13 protein-coding genes are annotated in these 17,350 nt (G+C 73.0%); 5 read left to right on the top strand and 8 right to left on the bottom strand.

Translation table 11 applies throughout. The features are described from left to right. Positions 1-111: 111 nt before the first annotated feature. From ACFV0O_RS30910 to hrcA, 4 genes are all read right to left on the bottom strand, one after another. Positions 112-3,360, bottom strand: coding sequence for a S41 family peptidase (locus ACFV0O_RS30910; protein ID WP_380347004.1), 3,249 nt, complete (start codon positions 3,358-3,360; stop codon positions 112-114). Positions 3,361-3,466: 106 nt separating this feature from the next. Beyond that, positions 3,467-4,216, bottom strand: a complete 750-nt coding sequence (locus ACFV0O_RS30905; protein WP_380347002.1) for a 16S rRNA (uracil(1498)-N(3))-methyltransferase — start codon at positions 4,214-4,216, stop codon at positions 3,467-3,469. A gap of 102 nt (positions 4,217-4,318) precedes the next feature. Continuing rightward, a complete protein-coding gene (gene dnaJ, locus ACFV0O_RS30900) occupies positions 4,319-5,458 on the bottom strand; it encodes a molecular chaperone DnaJ (RefSeq protein WP_360248710.1) in 1,140 nt (379 codons plus the stop codon). A gap of 71 nt (positions 5,459-5,529) precedes the next feature. Next, positions 5,530-6,564 carry a heat-inducible transcriptional repressor HrcA gene (gene hrcA / locus ACFV0O_RS30895; protein WP_380347001.1) on the bottom strand — a complete coding sequence of 345 codons (1,035 nt, stop codon included), beginning with the start codon at positions 6,562-6,564 and terminating at the stop codon, positions 5,530-5,532. 288 nt (positions 6,565-6,852) lie between these two features. On the opposite strand from hrcA, the gene htpX reads away from it, so the two are divergent. The 3 genes from htpX to ACFV0O_RS30880 are packed head-to-tail and all read left to right on the top strand — an operon-like array spanning position 6,853 to position 9,249. Next, positions 6,853-7,773 (top strand): zinc metalloprotease HtpX, encoded by a 921-nt coding sequence (htpX, locus tag ACFV0O_RS30890; RefSeq protein ID WP_380347000.1) that lies wholly within the window; start codon positions 6,853-6,855, stop codon positions 7,771-7,773. 26 nt (positions 7,774-7,799) lie between these two features. Next, the gene (locus ACFV0O_RS30885) at positions 7,800-8,384 is read left to right on the top strand and encodes a hypothetical protein (protein ID WP_380346998.1); all 585 of its coding nucleotides are present in this window, start codon (positions 7,800-7,802) and stop codon (positions 8,382-8,384) included. A 31-nt stretch (positions 8,385-8,415) separates the two neighbouring features. Beyond that, entirely contained in the window at positions 8,416-9,249 is an 834-nt protein-coding gene (locus ACFV0O_RS30880; protein WP_380346996.1) for a DUF3097 domain-containing protein, read from the top strand. Here the strand turns inward: ACFV0O_RS30880 and ACFV0O_RS30875 are convergent. The 4 genes from ACFV0O_RS30875 to ACFV0O_RS30860 form a co-directional block, all read right to left on the bottom strand. Further along, entirely contained in the window at positions 9,240-9,569 is a 330-nt protein-coding gene (locus ACFV0O_RS30875) for a Uma2 family endonuclease (protein ID WP_380347026.1), read from the bottom strand. The two genes, ACFV0O_RS30880 and ACFV0O_RS30875, sit on opposite strands and share 10 nt — an antisense overlap. A gap of 35 nt (positions 9,570-9,604) precedes the next feature. Then, positions 9,605-9,799, bottom strand: coding sequence for a hypothetical protein (locus tag ACFV0O_RS30870; RefSeq protein WP_380347029.1), 195 nt, complete (start codon positions 9,797-9,799; stop codon positions 9,605-9,607). A 40-nt stretch (positions 9,800-9,839) separates the two neighbouring features. Further along, a complete protein-coding gene (gene hemW, locus ACFV0O_RS30865) occupies positions 9,840-11,069 on the bottom strand; it encodes a radical SAM family heme chaperone HemW (RefSeq protein WP_380346994.1) in 1,230 nt (409 codons plus the stop codon). A gap of 79 nt (positions 11,070-11,148) precedes the next feature. Further along, on the bottom strand, positions 11,149-13,071 hold the full coding sequence (locus ACFV0O_RS30860) for an AMP-dependent synthetase/ligase (protein ID WP_380346993.1): 1,923 nt from the start codon (positions 13,069-13,071) through the stop codon (positions 11,149-11,151). 356 nt (positions 13,072-13,427) lie between these two features. On the opposite strand from ACFV0O_RS30860, the gene ACFV0O_RS30855 reads away from it, so the two are divergent. Further along, positions 13,428-15,161 (top strand): ABC transporter ATP-binding protein, encoded by a 1,734-nt coding sequence (locus ACFV0O_RS30855; protein ID WP_380346991.1) that lies wholly within the window; start codon positions 13,428-13,430, stop codon positions 15,159-15,161. A gap of 161 nt (positions 15,162-15,322) precedes the next feature. Then, on the top strand, positions 15,323-17,221 hold the full coding sequence (locus tag ACFV0O_RS30850) for an ABC transporter ATP-binding protein (protein ID WP_380347024.1): 1,899 nt from the start codon (positions 15,323-15,325) through the stop codon (positions 17,219-17,221). The last annotated feature ends 129 nt before the right edge of the window (positions 17,222-17,350 follow it).

Raw genomic sequence — 17,350 nt, 5'->3', positions numbered from 1 at the left:
GGGGCCCCCCCGCCCGGGGGCGTCGCGGGCCCCCAGCCCCACCCCCCCCCACACACCCCCCCCCGGGCGCGGGCGCTTGGGGCCCCGGCCCCGCCCCCCCCTCCCCGGTCGCTACCGCCAGGGCAGCGGCGGCGCCGTGCGGGCCGGGCTCTCGGCGAGCGCGGCCAGGGCGAGCCGGACCCCCTCGGCGAGCTGCGGGTCCTCGCCGGCCGCCCAGTGGTGCGGGGCGATCGGCACCTCGACGTCCGGGTCGACGCCGTGGTTCTCCACGCCCCAGCCGTAGTTGTCCAGCCAGAACGCGTACTTGGGCTGGGTGACCAGGGTGCCGTCGACCAGCCGGTAGCGGCTGTCGATGCCGATCACCCCGCCCCAGGTGCGGGTGCCGACGACGGGGCCGATCCCCAGCGCCTGGATGGCGGCGTTGACGATGTCGCCGTCCGAGCCGGAGTCCTGGTCGGCGAGCGCGACGACCGGCCCGCGCGGGGCGTCGCCGGGGTAGGGCACCGGGCTGTCGGTGTCCCGGCTGACGTTCCAGCCGACGATCCGGCGGGCGAGCTTCTCGATCACCAGCTGGGAGGTGTGGCCGCCGCGGTTCTCCCGGATGTCGACGATCACGCCCTCCTTGGCCATCTCCGAGCGCAGGTCGCGGTGGATCTGGGCCCAGCCGGTGGTCTGCATGTCGGGGACGTGCAGGTAGCCGAGCCGCCCGCCCGCCAGTTCGCGCACCGCGGCCCGCCGCCCGGCCACCCAGTCGTGGTAGCGCAGCGCCTCCTCGTCGGCGAGCGGGACGACCACCGGGTGGCGCCGGTCGGTGCCGTCCTTGCCGGCCACGGTCAGCTCGACCGGCTGCCCGGCGGTGCCGGCCAGCAGCGGGGCCGGGCCGGTGACCGGGTCCACCGGACGGCCGTTGACCGCGAGGACCGCGTCGCCCGGGCGGATCGCCGCACCGGGGGCGGCCAGCGGCGAACGGGCCCGCGGGTCGGAGGACTCGCCGGGCAGGATCCGGGCGATCAGCCACTGCCCGCCCTCCTTCACGAGGTCCGCGCCGAGCAGCCCCTGGCGCCGGGCGGGCTCGGTGTGCGCGCCGTACGGGACGACGTAGGCGTGCGAGGTGCCGAGTTCGCCGTGCACCTCCCAGAGCAGGTCCACCAGGTCGTCGTGCGAGCCCACCCGCTCGACCAGCGACCGGTAGCGCTCCAGGACGCCGGCCCAGTCCACGCCGGCCAGGTCGGGGCGCCAGAAGTTGTCCCGCATCAGCCGGCCGTTCTCGGCGAACATCTGCCGCCACTCGGCGGCCGGGTCGACGGTGACCCGCAGCCGGGCGAGGTCCACGGCGGTCTCGTCGTCCTCGCCGGCCGCCTTGTGGTCGGCCGGGACGATCCGCAGCTCGCCCTCGTCCAGCACGGCGACCCGGCTGCCGTCCCCGCTGACCGCGAAACCGTCGACGTCGTGCACCAGTTGCTCGGCCCGGCGCTTCTTCAGGTCGAAGCGCTCCAGCACCGGCCGGGGCCGATCGTCCTCCAGGGAGGCCGCCTCGTCGCCGAGTTCGCCGAGCAGCGGGACCCTGGTCCACAGCAGGCCGTCCTTGGCGGCCCGCAGGGTGCCGAACAGGCCGCCCTCGACCGGGAACGGGACGATCCGGTCGGCGATGCCGTCCAGGTCCACCCTGGTCACCGGTGCGGCGTCGCCGCCGCCCTCCTCACCGTCGGCCTTCTTGGCCCGCGGCTCGTCCTCCTCCCCGCCGAGCGGGCGCCCGGCCCGCTGCGGGCCGAACGGGGACGGCGTGTCGGCCGCCAGCGTGATCAGGTACGGGCGGCAGCCGTTGGGGAACGACAGGTCGAAGACGTGCGAGTCGTAGACCGGGTCGAAGTTGCGCACCGACAGGAACGCCAGGTAGCGGCCGTCCGCGGTGAAGGCCGGCGAGGTGTCGATGAAGCGCTGCTGGGTGGCCTCGCTCACGGTGCGGGTGGCCAGGTTGGCCAGCACGATCTGGCGCAGCGAGTACGGGCCCAGCCCCGGCACCGGCCGCGACCAGGCCAGCCAGGCCGAGTCCGGGCTGAAGACCAGCCCGCTGACCTCGCCGTCGGTGCTGCGGTCCAGCTCGTGCACGGTGCCGTCGGCGAGCGCCACCAGCAGCACCCGGCCGTCGTGCACGCCGAGCGCGGCCTGCTTGCCGTCCGGGGAGACCGCCAGCGCGTTGACCCGGCCGAGCTGCCCGGCGGCCAGCCGGCGGCGCTCGGCGCCGTGCACGGCGGGCGCGAACTCCAGGGCGTCCTCGCCCTCGGCGTCGGACACCCAGAGCACGCCCTGGGAGCCGTCCTCGCCCGGCACCACCCGCACCAGGCGCCCGCGCACGCCCGGCGTCTCGTCCAGCACCCGGGCCGGGCCCTCGCGGTGGGTCAGCCAGTGCACGCTGCCGCGCACCACGACGGCGCTGGCCCGGCCGGTGCGGTCGGGGGCGACGGACTCCAGCCAGTGCGCGGCGGGCACCGGGCGGGGGCGGCGGCCGCTGCGCGGGCCGGCCAGCCGGATGTCCAGGCGGCGCGGCTCGGCGCCGGCCAGGTCGTCCAGCAGCCAGACGTCACCGGCCCGGTGGAACACCACCCGGGTGCCGTCGGTGGCGGCGTTGCGGGCGTAGAAGCCGTCCGTGCCGGTGGTGTGGCGGCGCAGGTCGGTGCCGTCCGGGAGGCTGGACCACAGTTCGGCGACGCCCTCGTGGTCGGACAGGAAGGCGATGCGGCCGCCGTCCCCGCCGGCCACCCACAGGGGCGAGGACAGCTGCCCGTCCAGCTCCTCGTGGACCCGGGCGAACTCCTCCCGGCCCAGCCACAGCTTGCCCGCCCGGCCGCCCCGGTAGCGCTTCCACCAGGCCGGTTCGCGGATCGCGGCGCTGGCCAGCAGCACCCGGTCGCCGCCCGGCTCGAAGGCGATCCCGCCGACCGGCCCGTACGGCAGTCGCGCGGGCTCGCCGCCGTCCGGCGGCACGGCGTGCGCCCAGGTGCGGCGCGGGGTGGCCTGGCCGGCGGTGGTGGTGGCGATCGGGCGGCCGTCGGCCGTCCAGCCCTGGACCCGGGTCTGGCCACTGCCCCAGTGGGTGAGCCGGCGGGACGGGCCGCCGTCCACCGGCACCACGTGCACCTCGGGCGCGCCGTCCCGGGTGGAGGTGAAGGCGATGTGCCGCCCGTCCGGGGAGAACCGGGGGTCGTGGACCGGCAGGTGGTCGGCCGTCAGCCGCCAGGCCCGGCCGCCCTCCAGCGGGGCGAGCCAGAGGTCGTTCTCGGCGACGAAGGTGACCAGGTCGCCGTGCAGGTGGGGGTGGCGCAGGTAGGCGCCCGCGGGGGTGCTCAGGGAGTCCGTCACGCGGCCAGGGTAGGCACGTACGCGTACGAGCCGCCGGGCTTTTCGGCAGAGTCGGGCCACTCGGGCGAGCCCGCTGGACCCGGCCGCGGGACCGTAGTACGGCGGGCTACGCCCAGCGGCCGGTGCGTCCCAGCAGCAGCGCGCCGGCGGCCACCCCGGCGGTGGAGGTGCGCAGCACCGAGGGGCCCAGCCGGTACGGCTTCGCTCCCGCGTCGGCGAACGCGGCCAGTTCCTCCGGGGACACCCCGCCCTCCGGGCCGACGACGAGCACGAGGTCGCCGGCGGCGGGCAGCGCGGCGTGCGCCAGCGGTTCGGCGCCCTCCTCGTGCAGCACGGCGGCGAACGCGGCCCCGGCGAGCACCGGTGCCAGCTGCCTGGTGGTCATCGGGTCGCGCACCTCGGGGAAGCGCAGCCGACGGGACTGCTTGCCCGCCTCCCGGGCGGTGGCCCGCCATTTGGCGAGCGCCTTGGCGCCGCGCTCGCCCTTCCACTGGGTGATGCAGCGGGAGGCCGCCCAGGGGATCACCACGTCCACGCCGACCTCGGTCATGGTCTCCACGGCCAGTTCGCCGCGGTCGCCCTTCGGCAGCGCCTGGACGACGACGATCCGCGGCGCGGGCTCCGGCTCGCGCCGCACCGCGGCGACCGCGACGTCGATCGCGTCCTTGCCGTGCACCGCGGCGACCGTTCCGTCCACGCCGAGCCCCCGTCCGTCGGCGAGGGTCACCGCCTCACCGGCCTCCAGGCGCTTCACCGCGGCCGCGTGCCGCCCCTCCGGGCCGTCCAGGCGCACCAGCGCGCCGGGCGCGGCGGCGGCGATCCGTTCGGTCTCGACGACGAAGACGGGCGCGGTCATGCGGGGGCACCTTTCCGGGGCGGGGCCTGGGGCGGGAGGGGGAACCGGCGGGGGCACGCGAAAGGGGTGCCGGGGTCGGCCCCCGGCACCCCCGCGCGACGGCTACCGGCCGTTGAAGGCGTCCTTCAGCCGGGAGAACAGGCCCTGCTGGCCGGGCGCGAACTGGCCGGAGGGCCGCTCCTCGCCGCGCAGCACCGCCAGGCGGCGCAGCAGCTCCTCCTGCTCGGGGTCGAGCTTGGTGGGCGTCTTCACCTCGACGTGCACTATCAGGTCGCCCCGGCCGCCCCCGCGCAGGTGGGTGATGCCGCGGCCGTGCAGCGGGATCGACTGGCCGGACTGGGTGCCGGGCCGGATGTCGACCTCCTCCAGGCCGTCCAGGGTCTGCAGCGGCACCTGGGTGCCGAGCGAGGCAGCCGTCATCGGGATGGTGACGGTGCAGTGCAGGTCGTCGCCGCGCCGCTGGAAGATCGCGTGGGCGGACTCGGCGATCTCGACGTACAGGTCGCCGGCCGGGCCGCCGCCGGGGCCGACCTCGCCCTCGCCGGCCAGCTGGATCCGGGTGCCGTTGTCGACACCGGCCGGGATCTTGACGGTCAGGGTGCGACGGGCGCGGACCCGGCCGTCGCCGGCGCACTCCGGGCACGGGGTCGGCACGACGGTGCCGAAGCCCTGGCACTGCGGGCAGGGGCGGGAGGTCATGACCTGGCCCAGGAAGGACCGGGTGACCTGGGAGACCTCGCCCTTGCCGCGGCACATGTCGCAGGTCTGGGCGGAGGTGCCGGGGGCCGCGCCCTCGCCGCTGCACGTGGTGCAGGTGACGGCGGTGTCGACCTGGAGCTCCTTGGTGGTGCCGAACGCGGCCTCCTCCAGGGTGATCTCCAGCCGGATCATGGCGTCCTGGCCGCGGCGGGTGCGCGAGCGCGGGCCGCGCTGGCCGGCCGCGGCGCCGAAGAAGGCGTCCATGATGTCGGAGAAGCCGAAGCCCGCCGCGCCCGCGCCGAAGCCGCCAGCGCCGCCCCCGCCCGGGGACAGCGGGTCGCCGCCGAGGTCGTAGACCTGGCGCTTCTGCGGGTCGGAGAGCACCTCGTAGGCGGCGTTGATCTCCTTGAACCGCTCCTGCGTCTTCGGGTCCGGGTTGACGTCCGGGTGCAGTTCGCGTGCCAGGCGCCGGAACGCCTTCTTGATCTCGTCCTGCCCCGCATCCCGTCGGACGCCGAGTACCGCGTAGTAGTCCGTGGCCACCAAATGCTCCGCTTGTTCCGCCTGTAGTAGTGCTGCGACTGGACGCCGTCAGGATGTCCGACGGCTGTTTGCTACGACTCGGCCAGGATCTGACCCACGTACCGCGCCACCGCCCGCACCGCCCCCATTGTGCCCGGGTAGTCCATCCGGGTCGGACCGATCACACCCAGTTTGGCCACGCTCTCGTCGCCCGAACCGTAACCGACCGACACGACCGAGGTGGAAATCAGCCCTTCGTAGGCGTTCTCCCGCCCGATCCGGACCGTCATCGCGGCGTCATTGGTCTCACCCAGGAGGCGGAGCAGGATGACCTGCTCCTCCAGGGCCTCCAGCACCGGCTGGATGGTGAGGGGGAAGTCGTGGCCGAAGCGGGTCAGATTGGCCGTGCCGGCCAGCATGATCCGTTCCTCGTTCTGTTCCGCGAGCGTCTCGAACAGGGTCGCCAGGACCGTGCTGACGGTCGGCCGGTCGGCCTGCTCGAACATCGCCGGGAGTTCCTCCAGCAGCCCCGGGACGTCCGGGAGGAGGCGGCCGGCCGCTCTGCCGTTCAGCGCGGTCCGCAGGTCCGCCAGGACCGTCTCGCCGACCGTACCCGGGCAGTCGACCATCCGCTGCTCGACCCGGCCGGTGTTGGTGATCAGCACCAGCATCACCTTGGCCGGGGCCAGCGCCACCAGCTCGATGTGCCGGACGGTCGAACGCGTCAGCGACGGGTACTGGACGACCGCGACCTGCCGGGTCAGCTGGGCGAGCAGCCGCACGGTGCGCGCGACCACGTCGTCCAGGTCGACCGCGCCGTCCAGGAAGTGCCGGATCGCCCGGCGCTCGGGGGCGCTCATCGGCTTGACCTCGGCGAGCCGGTCGACGAAGAGGCGGTACCCCTTGTCGGTCGGGATGCGGCCGGCGCTGGTGTGCGGCTGGTGGATGTAGCCCTCCTCCTCCAGCGCCGCCATGTCGTTGCGGACCGTCGCCGGCGAGACCCCGAGATTGTGCCGCTCCACGAGGGCCTTGGACCCGACCGGCTCCTCGGTGCCCACGTAGTCCTGCACGATCGCGCGGAGCACGGCGAGCTTGCGGTCGTCCAGCTGGCGGACCTCTCCGGCCATGGGGCACGCACCTCCGTCTTCGCACGTTGTCCGTCTGTGTCCCTGAGTGCTGCGGGCCGCTCCGGGAGGCCCCGGTCCTGGCACTCTGAACGCGCGAGTGCCAGAACCGTACCTGCCAGTGTAAGGCCCGGGTCCTACGGCAGGAACGGCCGGACCGGAGTGATCCTGCCCGCAGTTCCGGGTACGGCCCGCGGGACGGGGAGCGTTCACGCTTCCCGGCGCGGGGGTGGTGCCTCGCGGCCGTCCGGGTGGCAGCATCGAAAGCGACGGCGAATGGAGGAGCAAGCGATGTCGAGCTCGGGCCAGCACACCCGTTTCGCGCCCGACCGCGGCCTGACCGGCCGCATGGTCGCCACGATGTTCGTGATCGGGCTGCTGTACGTCGGTTTCACCGGCCTGCTGATCGCGCTGCTGCGCGGCGCATGGCCGCTGATCGTCCTGATCTCCGGCGGGCTGTTCGTGGCCCAGTTCTGGTTCAGTGACAAGATCACCGAACGGGCCATGGGAGCCCACCAGGTGTCCCCGGAGGACTTCCCCCAACTGCACGGCACGATCGACCGGCTCTGCGCGCTGGCCGACATGCCCAAACCCCGCGTGGCGGTCGCCGACAACGACATGCCCAACGCCTTCGCCACCGGCCGCAACCCGCAGAACGCGGTGGTCTGCGTCACCACCGGCCTGCTGCGCCGGCTGGAGCCCGAGGAACTGGAGGGCGTCCTCGCGCACGAGCTGTCCCACGTCGCCCACCGGGACGTCGCGGTGATGACGATCGCCGGCTTCCTCGGCGTGCTCGCCGGCGCGATGACCAGGATCGCCGTGTACGGCGGGTTCATGGGCGGCGGCCGCAACAACAACGACCAGAACACGGCGATCCTGGCGCTGATCATCCCGCTGGTCTCGATGGTCGTCTACGCGATCAGCTTCCTGCTCACCCGGCTGCTGTCCCGCTACCGCGAGCTGGCCGCCGACCGCGCCGCCGCCCAGCTCACCGGCCGGCCCAGCGCGCTCGCCTCGGCGCTCACCAAGGTGACCGGGCAGATCTCCGCCATCCCCACCGAGGACCTGCGCAAGTCGCAGCCCTACAACGCCTTCTACTTCGCGCCCGCGCTGAGCGCCCGGGAGACGGCCTCGCAGCTGTTCTCCACCCACCCGACGCTGGAGACGCGGCTGGCGCAGCTGGCGAAGATCTCCGAGCAGCTCGGCCGCTGACCGTCCGAGCACACGAAAGGACCGCCGTGGGAATCCTGGACGCCCTGTTCGGCCGCACCAAGCCCGTCAAGCCCGACCTCGACCAGCTGTTCGGCGTGCCGTCCGCCGCGCTCACCCTGGAGGCCGCCACCGGCTTCCTGCCCACCGGGCTCGGCTCGGTCTGCTTCGCGGCCGTCGAGGGCGCGGCCTTCGTCCAGGTGGAGCAGCAGGTGCGGGCGCTGCTGGACGCCGACACCGAGCGCGGCGGCGTCCCGGTGGAGGCCTCCAAGGACGACTACGGCTACTCGTGGCTGCTCGCCCGGCACTCCCCCGGGGAGCTGCCGGAGCTGGTGAACGACCTGCACGCGGTCAACAGCGAACTGGAGGCGAACGGCTTCGGGCCGCAGCTGCTCTGTTCGCTGGTCGGCTTCCGCGACGCGCAGGGGCAGTCGCTGGCCCTGGTCTACCTCTACAAGCGCGGCACCTTCTACCCGTTCGCCCCGATGCCCGGCGGCGGGGAGAAGCGCAACAGCCCGCTGGAACTGCAGGTCAACGCGATGCTGGGGAACGACCTGCGGCTGGAGAAGGACCTGAGCCGCTGGTTCCCGGTCTGGGGCGCGCCGGGCCTCTGACGCACCGTCCGCCCTCCCTATGATCACCCGTATGCGCAGCCGCCAGTACGGACCCGACCTGACCCCACCGTGGAAGAAGCAGACCCCCGCCCCGGAGGTGCCCGCCGAGCGGGACCTGGTGGTCGAGGAGGCGGCGACCGGCTTCTGCGGGGCCGTGGTGCGCTGTGAGAAGACCGCCGAGGGGTTCACCGTCACCCTGGAGGACCGCTTCGGCAAGCACCGGGTGTTCCCGCTGGTGCCGCGCGGCTTCCTGCTGGAGGGCTCGGTGGTCACCCTGGTCCGTCCCGCCGCCCCCGCGGCGCCCCGCACGCCCGGCCGCACCGCCTCCGGCTCGGTCGCCGTGCCCGGCGCCCGCGCCCGGGTCGCCCGGGAGTCGCGGATCTACGTCGAGGGCCGGCACGACGCCGAGCTGGTCGAGCGGGTCTGGGGCGACGACCTGCGGATCGAGGGCGTCGTGGTGGAGTACCTGCGCGGCATCGACGACCTGCCCGCGATCGTCGCCGACTTCGCCCCCGGCCCCGGCCGCCGCCTCGGCGTCCTGGTCGACCACCTGCTCCCCGGAACGAAGGAGCACCGCATCGCCGCGCAGGTCACCGGGGAGTCCGTCCTGGTCGTCGGCCACCCCTACATCGACGTCTGGCAGGCCGTGAAGCCCTCCTCCGTCGGCATCCCCGGCTGGCCCGCCGTCCCCCGCGGCGAGGACTGGAAGGAGGGCACTTGCCGCCGCCTGGGCTGGCCGGTCGACACCCCGGCGGCGTGGAAGCGGATCCTGTCCGGCGTGGACAGCTACAAGGACCTGGAGCCCGAACTGCTGGGCCGGGTCGAGGAACTGATCGACTTCGTGACGCTGCCGGATCAGGCGTAGATCCGGAACTCCGAGGTGTCGAGCGTGACGCCGAGCACGTCGACCTCGATCGGATCGCCGAACTTGCTGGTCCGTTCGGCCCAGTACACGGGGACACCGGAAGCCGTGTCAGTGGTCGGATCCGTGAGGAGCACGCACACGCCCCTCAGCGGGTCGACGATGAGGTACGCCGGGATCCCGCCCTGGGCGTACATCTCGCGCTTGGTCCGGTAGTCCCGGTGCACGCTGGTCCTGGAAACCACCTCGACCGCCACGGTCACCGCGGAGGCGGGCAGCAGACGGCCCGCCTCCGGGACGACACCCCGCTCGAAGACGACCAGATCCGGCTGGGGTTCGCCGGCCTCGCCGGAGATGATCAGATCCTGGGTGTCTGCAGCGCCCGGAACCGTGCGTAGGGAGTCTGGTGCTGAATCGCGGAGACGATGAGGTTGTGGACCGTGTCCGGCCCGGCCGTCATCACGATTTCCCCCCGGATGAGCTCGGCCTTGACGCCCTCCGGAGCCTCCAGGCTCTCGAAGATCCCCGTCATCCGGCCATCGATGGCGGTCATTGCGCGCTCCCTCCGACGGCTGACACCACGTCAACGAACGTCAGTCCACGAGGTCACGCACGACCCCGTCGGCCAGCAACCTCCCCCGGAGGGTGAGGGCGGCGCGGCCCCGCCGGTAGGGCTCCTCGGCGAGCAGGCCGTCGGCAAGGGCCCGGTCGGCGGCCTTCCGGCCGGTGTCGGTGAGCAGGTCGAGGGCGACGCCCTCGACCAGGCGCAGCTCCAGCAGGACGCGTTCGACGCGGCGGTCCTCGTCCGCCAGGACCTCGCGGCCCAGCGCCGGGGTGCGGCCCTCGGCGAGGGCCTGCGCGTAGGCGGCCGGGTGCTTGGCGTTCCACCAGCGGACGCCGCCGACGTGGCTGTGCGCGCCGGGGCCTGCGCCCCACCAGTCGGCGCCGGTCCAGTAGAGCTCGTTGTGGCGGCAGCGGCCCTCGGGGGTGGTGGCCCAGTTGGAGACCTCGTACCACCGGTACCCGGCGGCGGAGAGCGCCTGCTCGGCGATGAGGTAGCGGTCGGCGTGCACGTCGTCGTCGATCATCGGCAGTTCGCCGCGCTTGACCCGGGCGGCGAGCTTGGTGCCCTCCTCGACGATCAGGGAGTACGCGGAGACGTGGTCCGGTCCGGCGCCGATCGCCGCGTCCAGGGAGGCCCGCCAGTCGTCGTCGGACTCGCCCGGGGTGCCGTAGATCAGGTCCAGGTTGACGTGCTCGAAACCGGCCTCGCGGGCCTCGGCGACGCAGGCCTCGGGGCGGCCCGGGGTGTGGTGGCGGTCGAGCAGGCTCAGCACGTGGGGCCGGGCGCTCTGCATGCCGAAGGAGATCCGGTTGTAGCCGCCCTCGCGCAGCTCGGCCAGGTACGCCGGGTCGACGGACTCCGGGTTGGCCTCGGTGGTGACCTCCGCGTCCGGGGCGAGCCCGAACTCGTCGCGGATCGCGGCGAGCATCTTCACCAGGTCGCGGGCGGGCAGCAGGGTGGGGGTGCCGCCGCCGAGGAAGACGGTGCGCACCGGCAGTTCCGCGTCCCCGAGCACCCGCCGGGCCAGCCGGACCTCGGCGACCACGTTGTCGGCGTACGTCTCCTGGGAGGCGACGGCCCCGGAGGAGCGCAGCTCGGTGGCGGTGTAGGTGTTGAAGTCGCAGTAGCCGCAGCGGCTGGCGCAGTACGGCACGTGCAGGTAGAAGCCGAACGGCCGGCTGCCGAGCCCGGCGAGGGCGTGCGCGGGCAGGGAACCGTCGGACGGCACGGGTTCGCCGTCGGGGAGTGCGGAGGGCATGCCCCCATTGTCCCGTACGGCCCGCAGAACTCCCGTACGGTCCGCGGCGCACGCGCGGACCGTACGGGGACGGGGTGGGTCAGGCCTCGTTGGCGCCCGCGTACATCGCGGTCACGGCGTCGGCGTAGGTCCGCTCCACCACCGGGCGCTTGATCTTCAGGCTCGGGGTGAGCTCGCCGTGCTCGATGTCGAGGTCGCGCGGCAGCAGGTGGAACCTCTTGATCGTCTGCCAGCGCTGCAGCCCCGCGTTGAGCCGCTTCACGAAGCCCTCGATCAGCTCGTGGACGGCCGGCTCGGCGGCCAGCTCGGCGTAGGACCTGCCCGCCAGGCCGTGCTCGGCGGCCCACGGCATGAGGACCGCCTCGTCCAGGCCGATCAGCGCGGTGCAGTAGTTGCGGCCGTTGCCGATCACCAGGATGTTGCTGACGAACGGGCAGACCGCCTTGAACTTGCCCTCGACCTCGCTGGGCGCCACGTACTTGCCGCCGGAGGTCTTGAACAGGTCCTTCTTGCGGTCGGTGATCCGCAGGAAGCCGTCCGGGCTGAGCTCGCCGATGTCCTCGGTGTGGAACCAGCCGTCCGGCTCCAGCACCTCCGCGGTCTTCTCCGGCAGGTTGTGGTAGCCGCGCATGATGCCCGGGCCGCGCAGCAGGATCTCGCCGTCCTCGGCGATCCGCACCTCGGTGCCGGGCAGCGCGCGGCCCACCGTGCCGATCCGCACGTCCTCCTCGCGGTTCACGCAGGAGCCGGCGCTGGTCTCACTGAGGCCGTAGCCCTCCAGGATCGGCACGCCCGCGCCGAGGAAGAAGTAGCCGATCTCGGGGGCGAGGGCGGCGCTGCCGGAGACCGCGCCGCGCAGCCGCCCGCCGAAGGCCGCCCGGATCTTCGCGTACACCAGCTTGTCGGCCAGCGAGTGCTGCACCCGCAGCCCGAACGGGGCGGTGCCGGTGCCGGTGGCGACGCGGCTCTCCTGGACGGCCCGGGCGTGCTCGCGGGCGACCTTGGCCGCCCACAGGAAGATCTTGTACTTGGCGCCGCCCTCGGCACGGGCCTTGCCCGCGATGCCGTTGTAGACCTTCTCGAAGATGCGCGGCGCCGAGGCCATGATGGTCGGCCGGATCACCGGCAGGTTGTGGATGATCCGGTCCACCCGGCCGTCCAGCGCCATCACGTGGCCGGTGGCGATCTGCCCCGAGATCAGCGTCTTGCCGAAGACGTGCGACAGCGGCAGCCACATGAACTGCACGTCGTCGGAGCGCAGCAGCCCACTGGCCTCCTGCGCCCGGCCCTCGTACGCCCAGCAGTCGTGCACCAGTCGCACGCCCTTGGGGCGGCCGGTGGTGCCGGAGGTGTAGATCAGGGTGGCCAGCTGTTCCTTGCCCAGCCCCTCGACGGCCTTCTCGACCGCGTCCGGGTGCTCCGCCAGGTACTCGGTGCCGCGCCGTTCCAGCTCGGCGAGGGTGAGCACGTCGAGGCCGGCCGCGTCGGGGGCCTCGTCGGGGGCGTCGAACAGGACGACGGTGCGCAGCTCGGGCAGCTTCTCCAGCTGCGCGGCGGCCTTGGCCAGCTGGGCGGCGTTCTCCGCGAACAGCGCCCGGGAGCCCGAGTCGGACAGGATGAAGGCGGTCTCGTCCTCGTTGGTGCTCGGGTAGACGGTCGTGATCGCGGCGCCCGCGCACATGGCGCCGAGGTCCGCGAGGACCCATTCGAGCCGGGTGGACGACGCCAGGGCGACCCGGTCCTCCGGCTGGATGCCGAGCGCCATCAGACCGGCGGCCACCGCCTTGACCCTGGTCGCGGTCTGCGCCCAGGTCAGCGAGCGCCACTGCTCCGCGCCGGGCGCGCCGTCGGCGGCCTGCTCGTCGACCGGGGCGGGGTAGCGGTAGGCCTCGCCGTTCGGGGTCGCGGCGACCCGCTCCAGGAACAGGTGGGCGACGGATGCGGGACGCCCGGCGACGAGGTCGGGCCTGCCGGAGTCGATCAAGGACTGCGCGGAACTCAACGAGGACCTCCGGGGGCGGGTGGCCGTCTGAGGGATTGTCTCGGCGGCCGTGGGGGCGGTCACCGGGCCCCGGGTTCACCTGGACGGTACCGGTCGGTAACAAGGGGGCAACCAGCAGCCTAGGGGGAAACCGGTCATTCCGTAAGGGGGCGAAGCCGGACGGCACGCCCCGACGGCACCGGTGACCACGCCGCGCCGACGGACGCGGCCCGCGTGGAAACCAACGAGCGAACTGCCGGACGGTTCGGCAAAAGCCCGGCAAACCCCCGGTTCCCACACGCCGAATGGCCTGTACGACGCTACAGAAGAACGAGAATTGGGGTGCGAACCCGACCGGCGACGACAAGAGTGTGCAAGTGCTGATCAGACTGCTGAGGGCGTACCTGCGCCCCTACTCCCGACCGATCACCCTGCTGGTGCTCCTCCAGCTGGTGTCCACCCTCGCGGCGCTCTACCTGCCGACGCTCAACGCCGACATCATCGACGACGGCGTGGTCAAGGGCGACACCGGCTACATCCTGCGAGTCGGCGGGGTGATGATCGGCGTGACCGTCCTCCAGGCGCTCTGCTCCATCGGCGCCGTCCTCATCGGCTCCCGCGTCGCCATGGCCTTCGGCCGGGACGTCCGCGCCGCCGTCTTCGACCGGGTGCAGAGCTTCTCCGCCCGCGAGGTCGGCCAGTTCGGCGCCCCCTCCCTGATCACCCGCACCACCAACGACGTCCAGCAGATCCAGATGCTCGCCCTGATGAGCTTCACGCTCATGGTCGCCGCACCGATCATGTGCGTCGGCGGCATCATCATGGCGCTCAACCAGGACGTCCCGCTGTCCGGCCTGCTGCTCGCCGTCATCCCCGCCCTCGCCGTCGTCGTCGTCCTCCTGGTCCGCGCGCTGCGCCCGCAGTTCCGCAGCATGCAGGAACGGATCGACACCGTGAACCGGGTCCTGCGCGAACAGATCACCGGCATCCGGGTCATCCGCGCCTTCGTCAAGGACGGCCAGGAACAGGCCCGCTTCGCCACCGCCAACGAGGACCTCACCGACGTCGCCCGCCACGTCGGCCGGCTGATGGCCGTCATGTTCCCCGCCGTCATGCTCGTCGTGAACGTCTCCAGCGTCGCCGTCCTCTGGTTCGGCGCCCACCGCATCGACAGCGGTGCCATGGAGATCGGCGCGCTCACCGCCTTCCTCTCCTACCTGATGCAGATCCTGATGAGCGTCATGATGGCCACCTTCATGTTCATGATGGTGCCCCGCGCCGAGGTCTGCGCCGAACGCGTCCAGGAAGTCCTCGGCACCGAGTCCAGCGTCGTCCCGCCCGCCACGCCCACCACCGAGGTCCCCCGCCGCGGCAACCTCGAACTGCGCGCCGTCGACTTCCGCTACCCCGGTGCCGAGGCCTCCGTCCTGCGCGGCATCGACCTCACCGCCCGCCCCGGCGAGACCACCGCCATCATCGGCTCCACCGGCAGCGGCAAGTCCACCCTCCTCGGCCTCGTCCCCCGGCTCTTCGACGCCACCTCCGGCCAGGTCCTGCTCGACGGCATCGACGTCCGCGAGCTCGGCGCCGACACGATCGCCGACAACGTCGGCATCGTCCCCCAGAAGCCCTACCTGTTCACCGGCACCGTCGCCAGCAACCTCCGCTACGGCCGGCCCGACGCCACCGACGAGGACCTCTGGCACGCCCTGGAGATCGCCCAGGCCAAGGACTTCGTCGAAAAGCTCCCCGAAGGCCTCGACGCCCCCATCGCCCAGGGCGGCAGCAACGTCTCCGGCGGCCAGCGCCAACGCCTCGCCATCGCCCGCGCCCTCGTGCGCAAGCCCTCCGTCTACCTCTTCGACGACTCCTTCTCCGCACTCGACTACGCCACCGACGCCAGACTGCGCAAGGCCCTCTCCCGCGAGACCTCCGACGCCACCGTCCTGATCGTCGCCCAGCGCGTGTCCACCATCCGCGACGCCGACCGGATCGTCGTCCTCGACGAGGGCGCCGTCGTCGGCACCGGCACCCACCGCGAACTGATGGCCGACAACCCGACGTACCGGGAGATCGTGCTCTCCCAGCTCACCGAGCAGGAGGCGGCGTGACCAGCCCCGGAAGCCCCACCGCGGACACCGCGGACACCGCGAAAGCCGATCTGACCAAACCCGGCCCGGCACCGGCCGCCCCGGCCAAGGCCGCCGGCGGACTGACCACCGACTCCCAGGCCGCCGCCGCCCGCCGCGGCCCCGCCGGCCCCGGCCGCTTCATGGGCGGCCAGGGCGCCGAGAAGTCCATGGACTTCAAGGGCTCCGGCAAGCGCGTCCTCGGCCTGCTGCGCCCCGAACGCAACATCCTCGTCGGCGTCCTGCTCCTCGGCGTGCTCGGCATCGGCTGCGCCGTCATCGGCCCCAAGATCCTCGGCAACGCCACCGACCTGATCTTCGCCGGCGTCGTCGGCGCCCGCTTCGCACCCGGCACCTCCAAGGCCCAGGTCATCGACGGACTGCGCGCCCACGGCCAGGGCGGCGTCGCCGACCTGCTCTCCGCCGTCGACTTCACCCCCGGCCAGGGCATGGACTTCGGCGCCATCGGCACCGTCCTGCTCTGGGTGCTCGGCATCTACGTCGCCTCCGCCGTCTTCGGAGTCTTCCAGGGCCGCCTGGCCACCAAGGCCATCCAGCTCGCCAGCTACCGGCTGCGCCAGGACGTCGAGGCCAAGCTCGCCCGGCTGCCGCTCAGCTACTTCGACAAGCAGCCGCGCGGCGAAGTCCTCAGCCGGGTCACCAACGACATCGACAACATCGGCCAGTCCATGCAGCAGACCATGGGACAGGTCGTCAACTCGCTGCTCACCGTGGTCGGCGTGCTGGCCATGATGTTCTGGATCTCCCCGCTGCTCGCCGTGATCGCCCTGGTCTCCGTGCCGGTCTCGGTGGTCGTCGCCACCAAGGTCGGCAAGAGGGCGCAGCCCCAGTTCGTCCAGCAGTGGAAGTCCACCGGCCAGCTCAACGCCCACATCGAGGAGATGTACACCGGCCACACCCTGGTCAAGGTCTTCGGCCGCCAGCGCGAGGCCGCCGAAACCTTTCGCGAGCACAACGAGGCCCTGTACGAAGCCAGTTACAAGGCCCAGTTCATCTCCGGGATCATCCAGCCCGCGATGATGCTGATCGGCAACCTGCAGTACGTGCTGGTCGCCGTCGTCGGCGGTCTGCGGGTCGCCGGCGGCGCCCTGTCCATCGGCGACGTGCAGGCGTTCATCCAGTACTCCCGGCAGTTCAGCCAGCCGCTCACCCAGGTCGCCAGCATGGCCAACCTGGTCCAGTCCGGCGTCGCCTCCGCCGAGCGCGTCTTCGAACTCCTCGACGCCCCCGAGCAGAGCGCCGAACCCGCCGTTCCCGAGAAGCCCGACGCCGTGCACGGCCGGGTCGCCTTCCAGGACGTCTCCTTCCGCTACGACCCCGACAAGCCGCTCATCGAGGACCTCTCGCTCAAGGTCGAACCCGGCCACACGGTCGCCATCGTCGGCCCCACCGGCGCCGGCAAGACCACCCTGGTCAACCTGCTGATGCGGTTCTACGAGGTCAGCTCCGGACGGATCACCCTCGACGGCGTCGACATCTCCGCGATGTCCCGCGAGGACCTGCGCTCCGGCATCGGCATGGTCCTCCAGGACACCTGGCTGTTCGGCGGCTCCATCGCCGACAACATCGCCTACGGAGCCCGCGGCGCCACCCACGAACAGGTCGTCGAAGCCGCCAAGGCCGCCCACGTCGACCGCTTCGTGCGCACCCTCCCGGACGGCTACGACACCGTCATCGACGACGAGGGCGCCAACGTCAGCGCCGGCGAGAAGCAGCTCATCACCATCGCCCGCGCCTTCCTCGCCCAGCCGTCCATCCTGGTCCTGGACGAGGCGACCAGCTCCGTCGACACCCGTACCGAGGTGCTCATCCAGCGGGCCATGGCCCGGCTGCGCACCGGCCGCACCAGCTTCGTGATCGCCCACCGGCTCTCCACCATCCGGGACGCCGACGTGATCCTGGTGATGGAGAACGGCTCGATCGTCGAGCAGGGCTCGCACGACGAACTGATCGCCGCCGACGGCGCCTACGCCCGGCTCTACCAGGCCCAGTTCGCGGAGGCCGTGGCCGAGGTGGACTGACGCGAGGCGGACCGGCGGGGGGGGGGGGGGGGGGGCGGCGCCCCCCCCCCCGCCCGCGCGGGGCGCCCCCCCCCCCCCCCCCCCCCCGCCGGCGTCGCCCCCGCCGCGCGGGCGCGCGGCGGGCGGACG

Origin of the sequence: Kitasatospora sp. NPDC059577, assembly GCF_042735475.1 — a bacterium.
Taxonomy (GTDB): Bacteria; Actinomycetota; Actinomycetes; order Streptomycetales; family Streptomycetaceae; genus Kitasatospora.
Note: the sequence above shows the minus strand (reverse complement) of the source record. Positions and strands in the feature narration are given on the sequence as shown.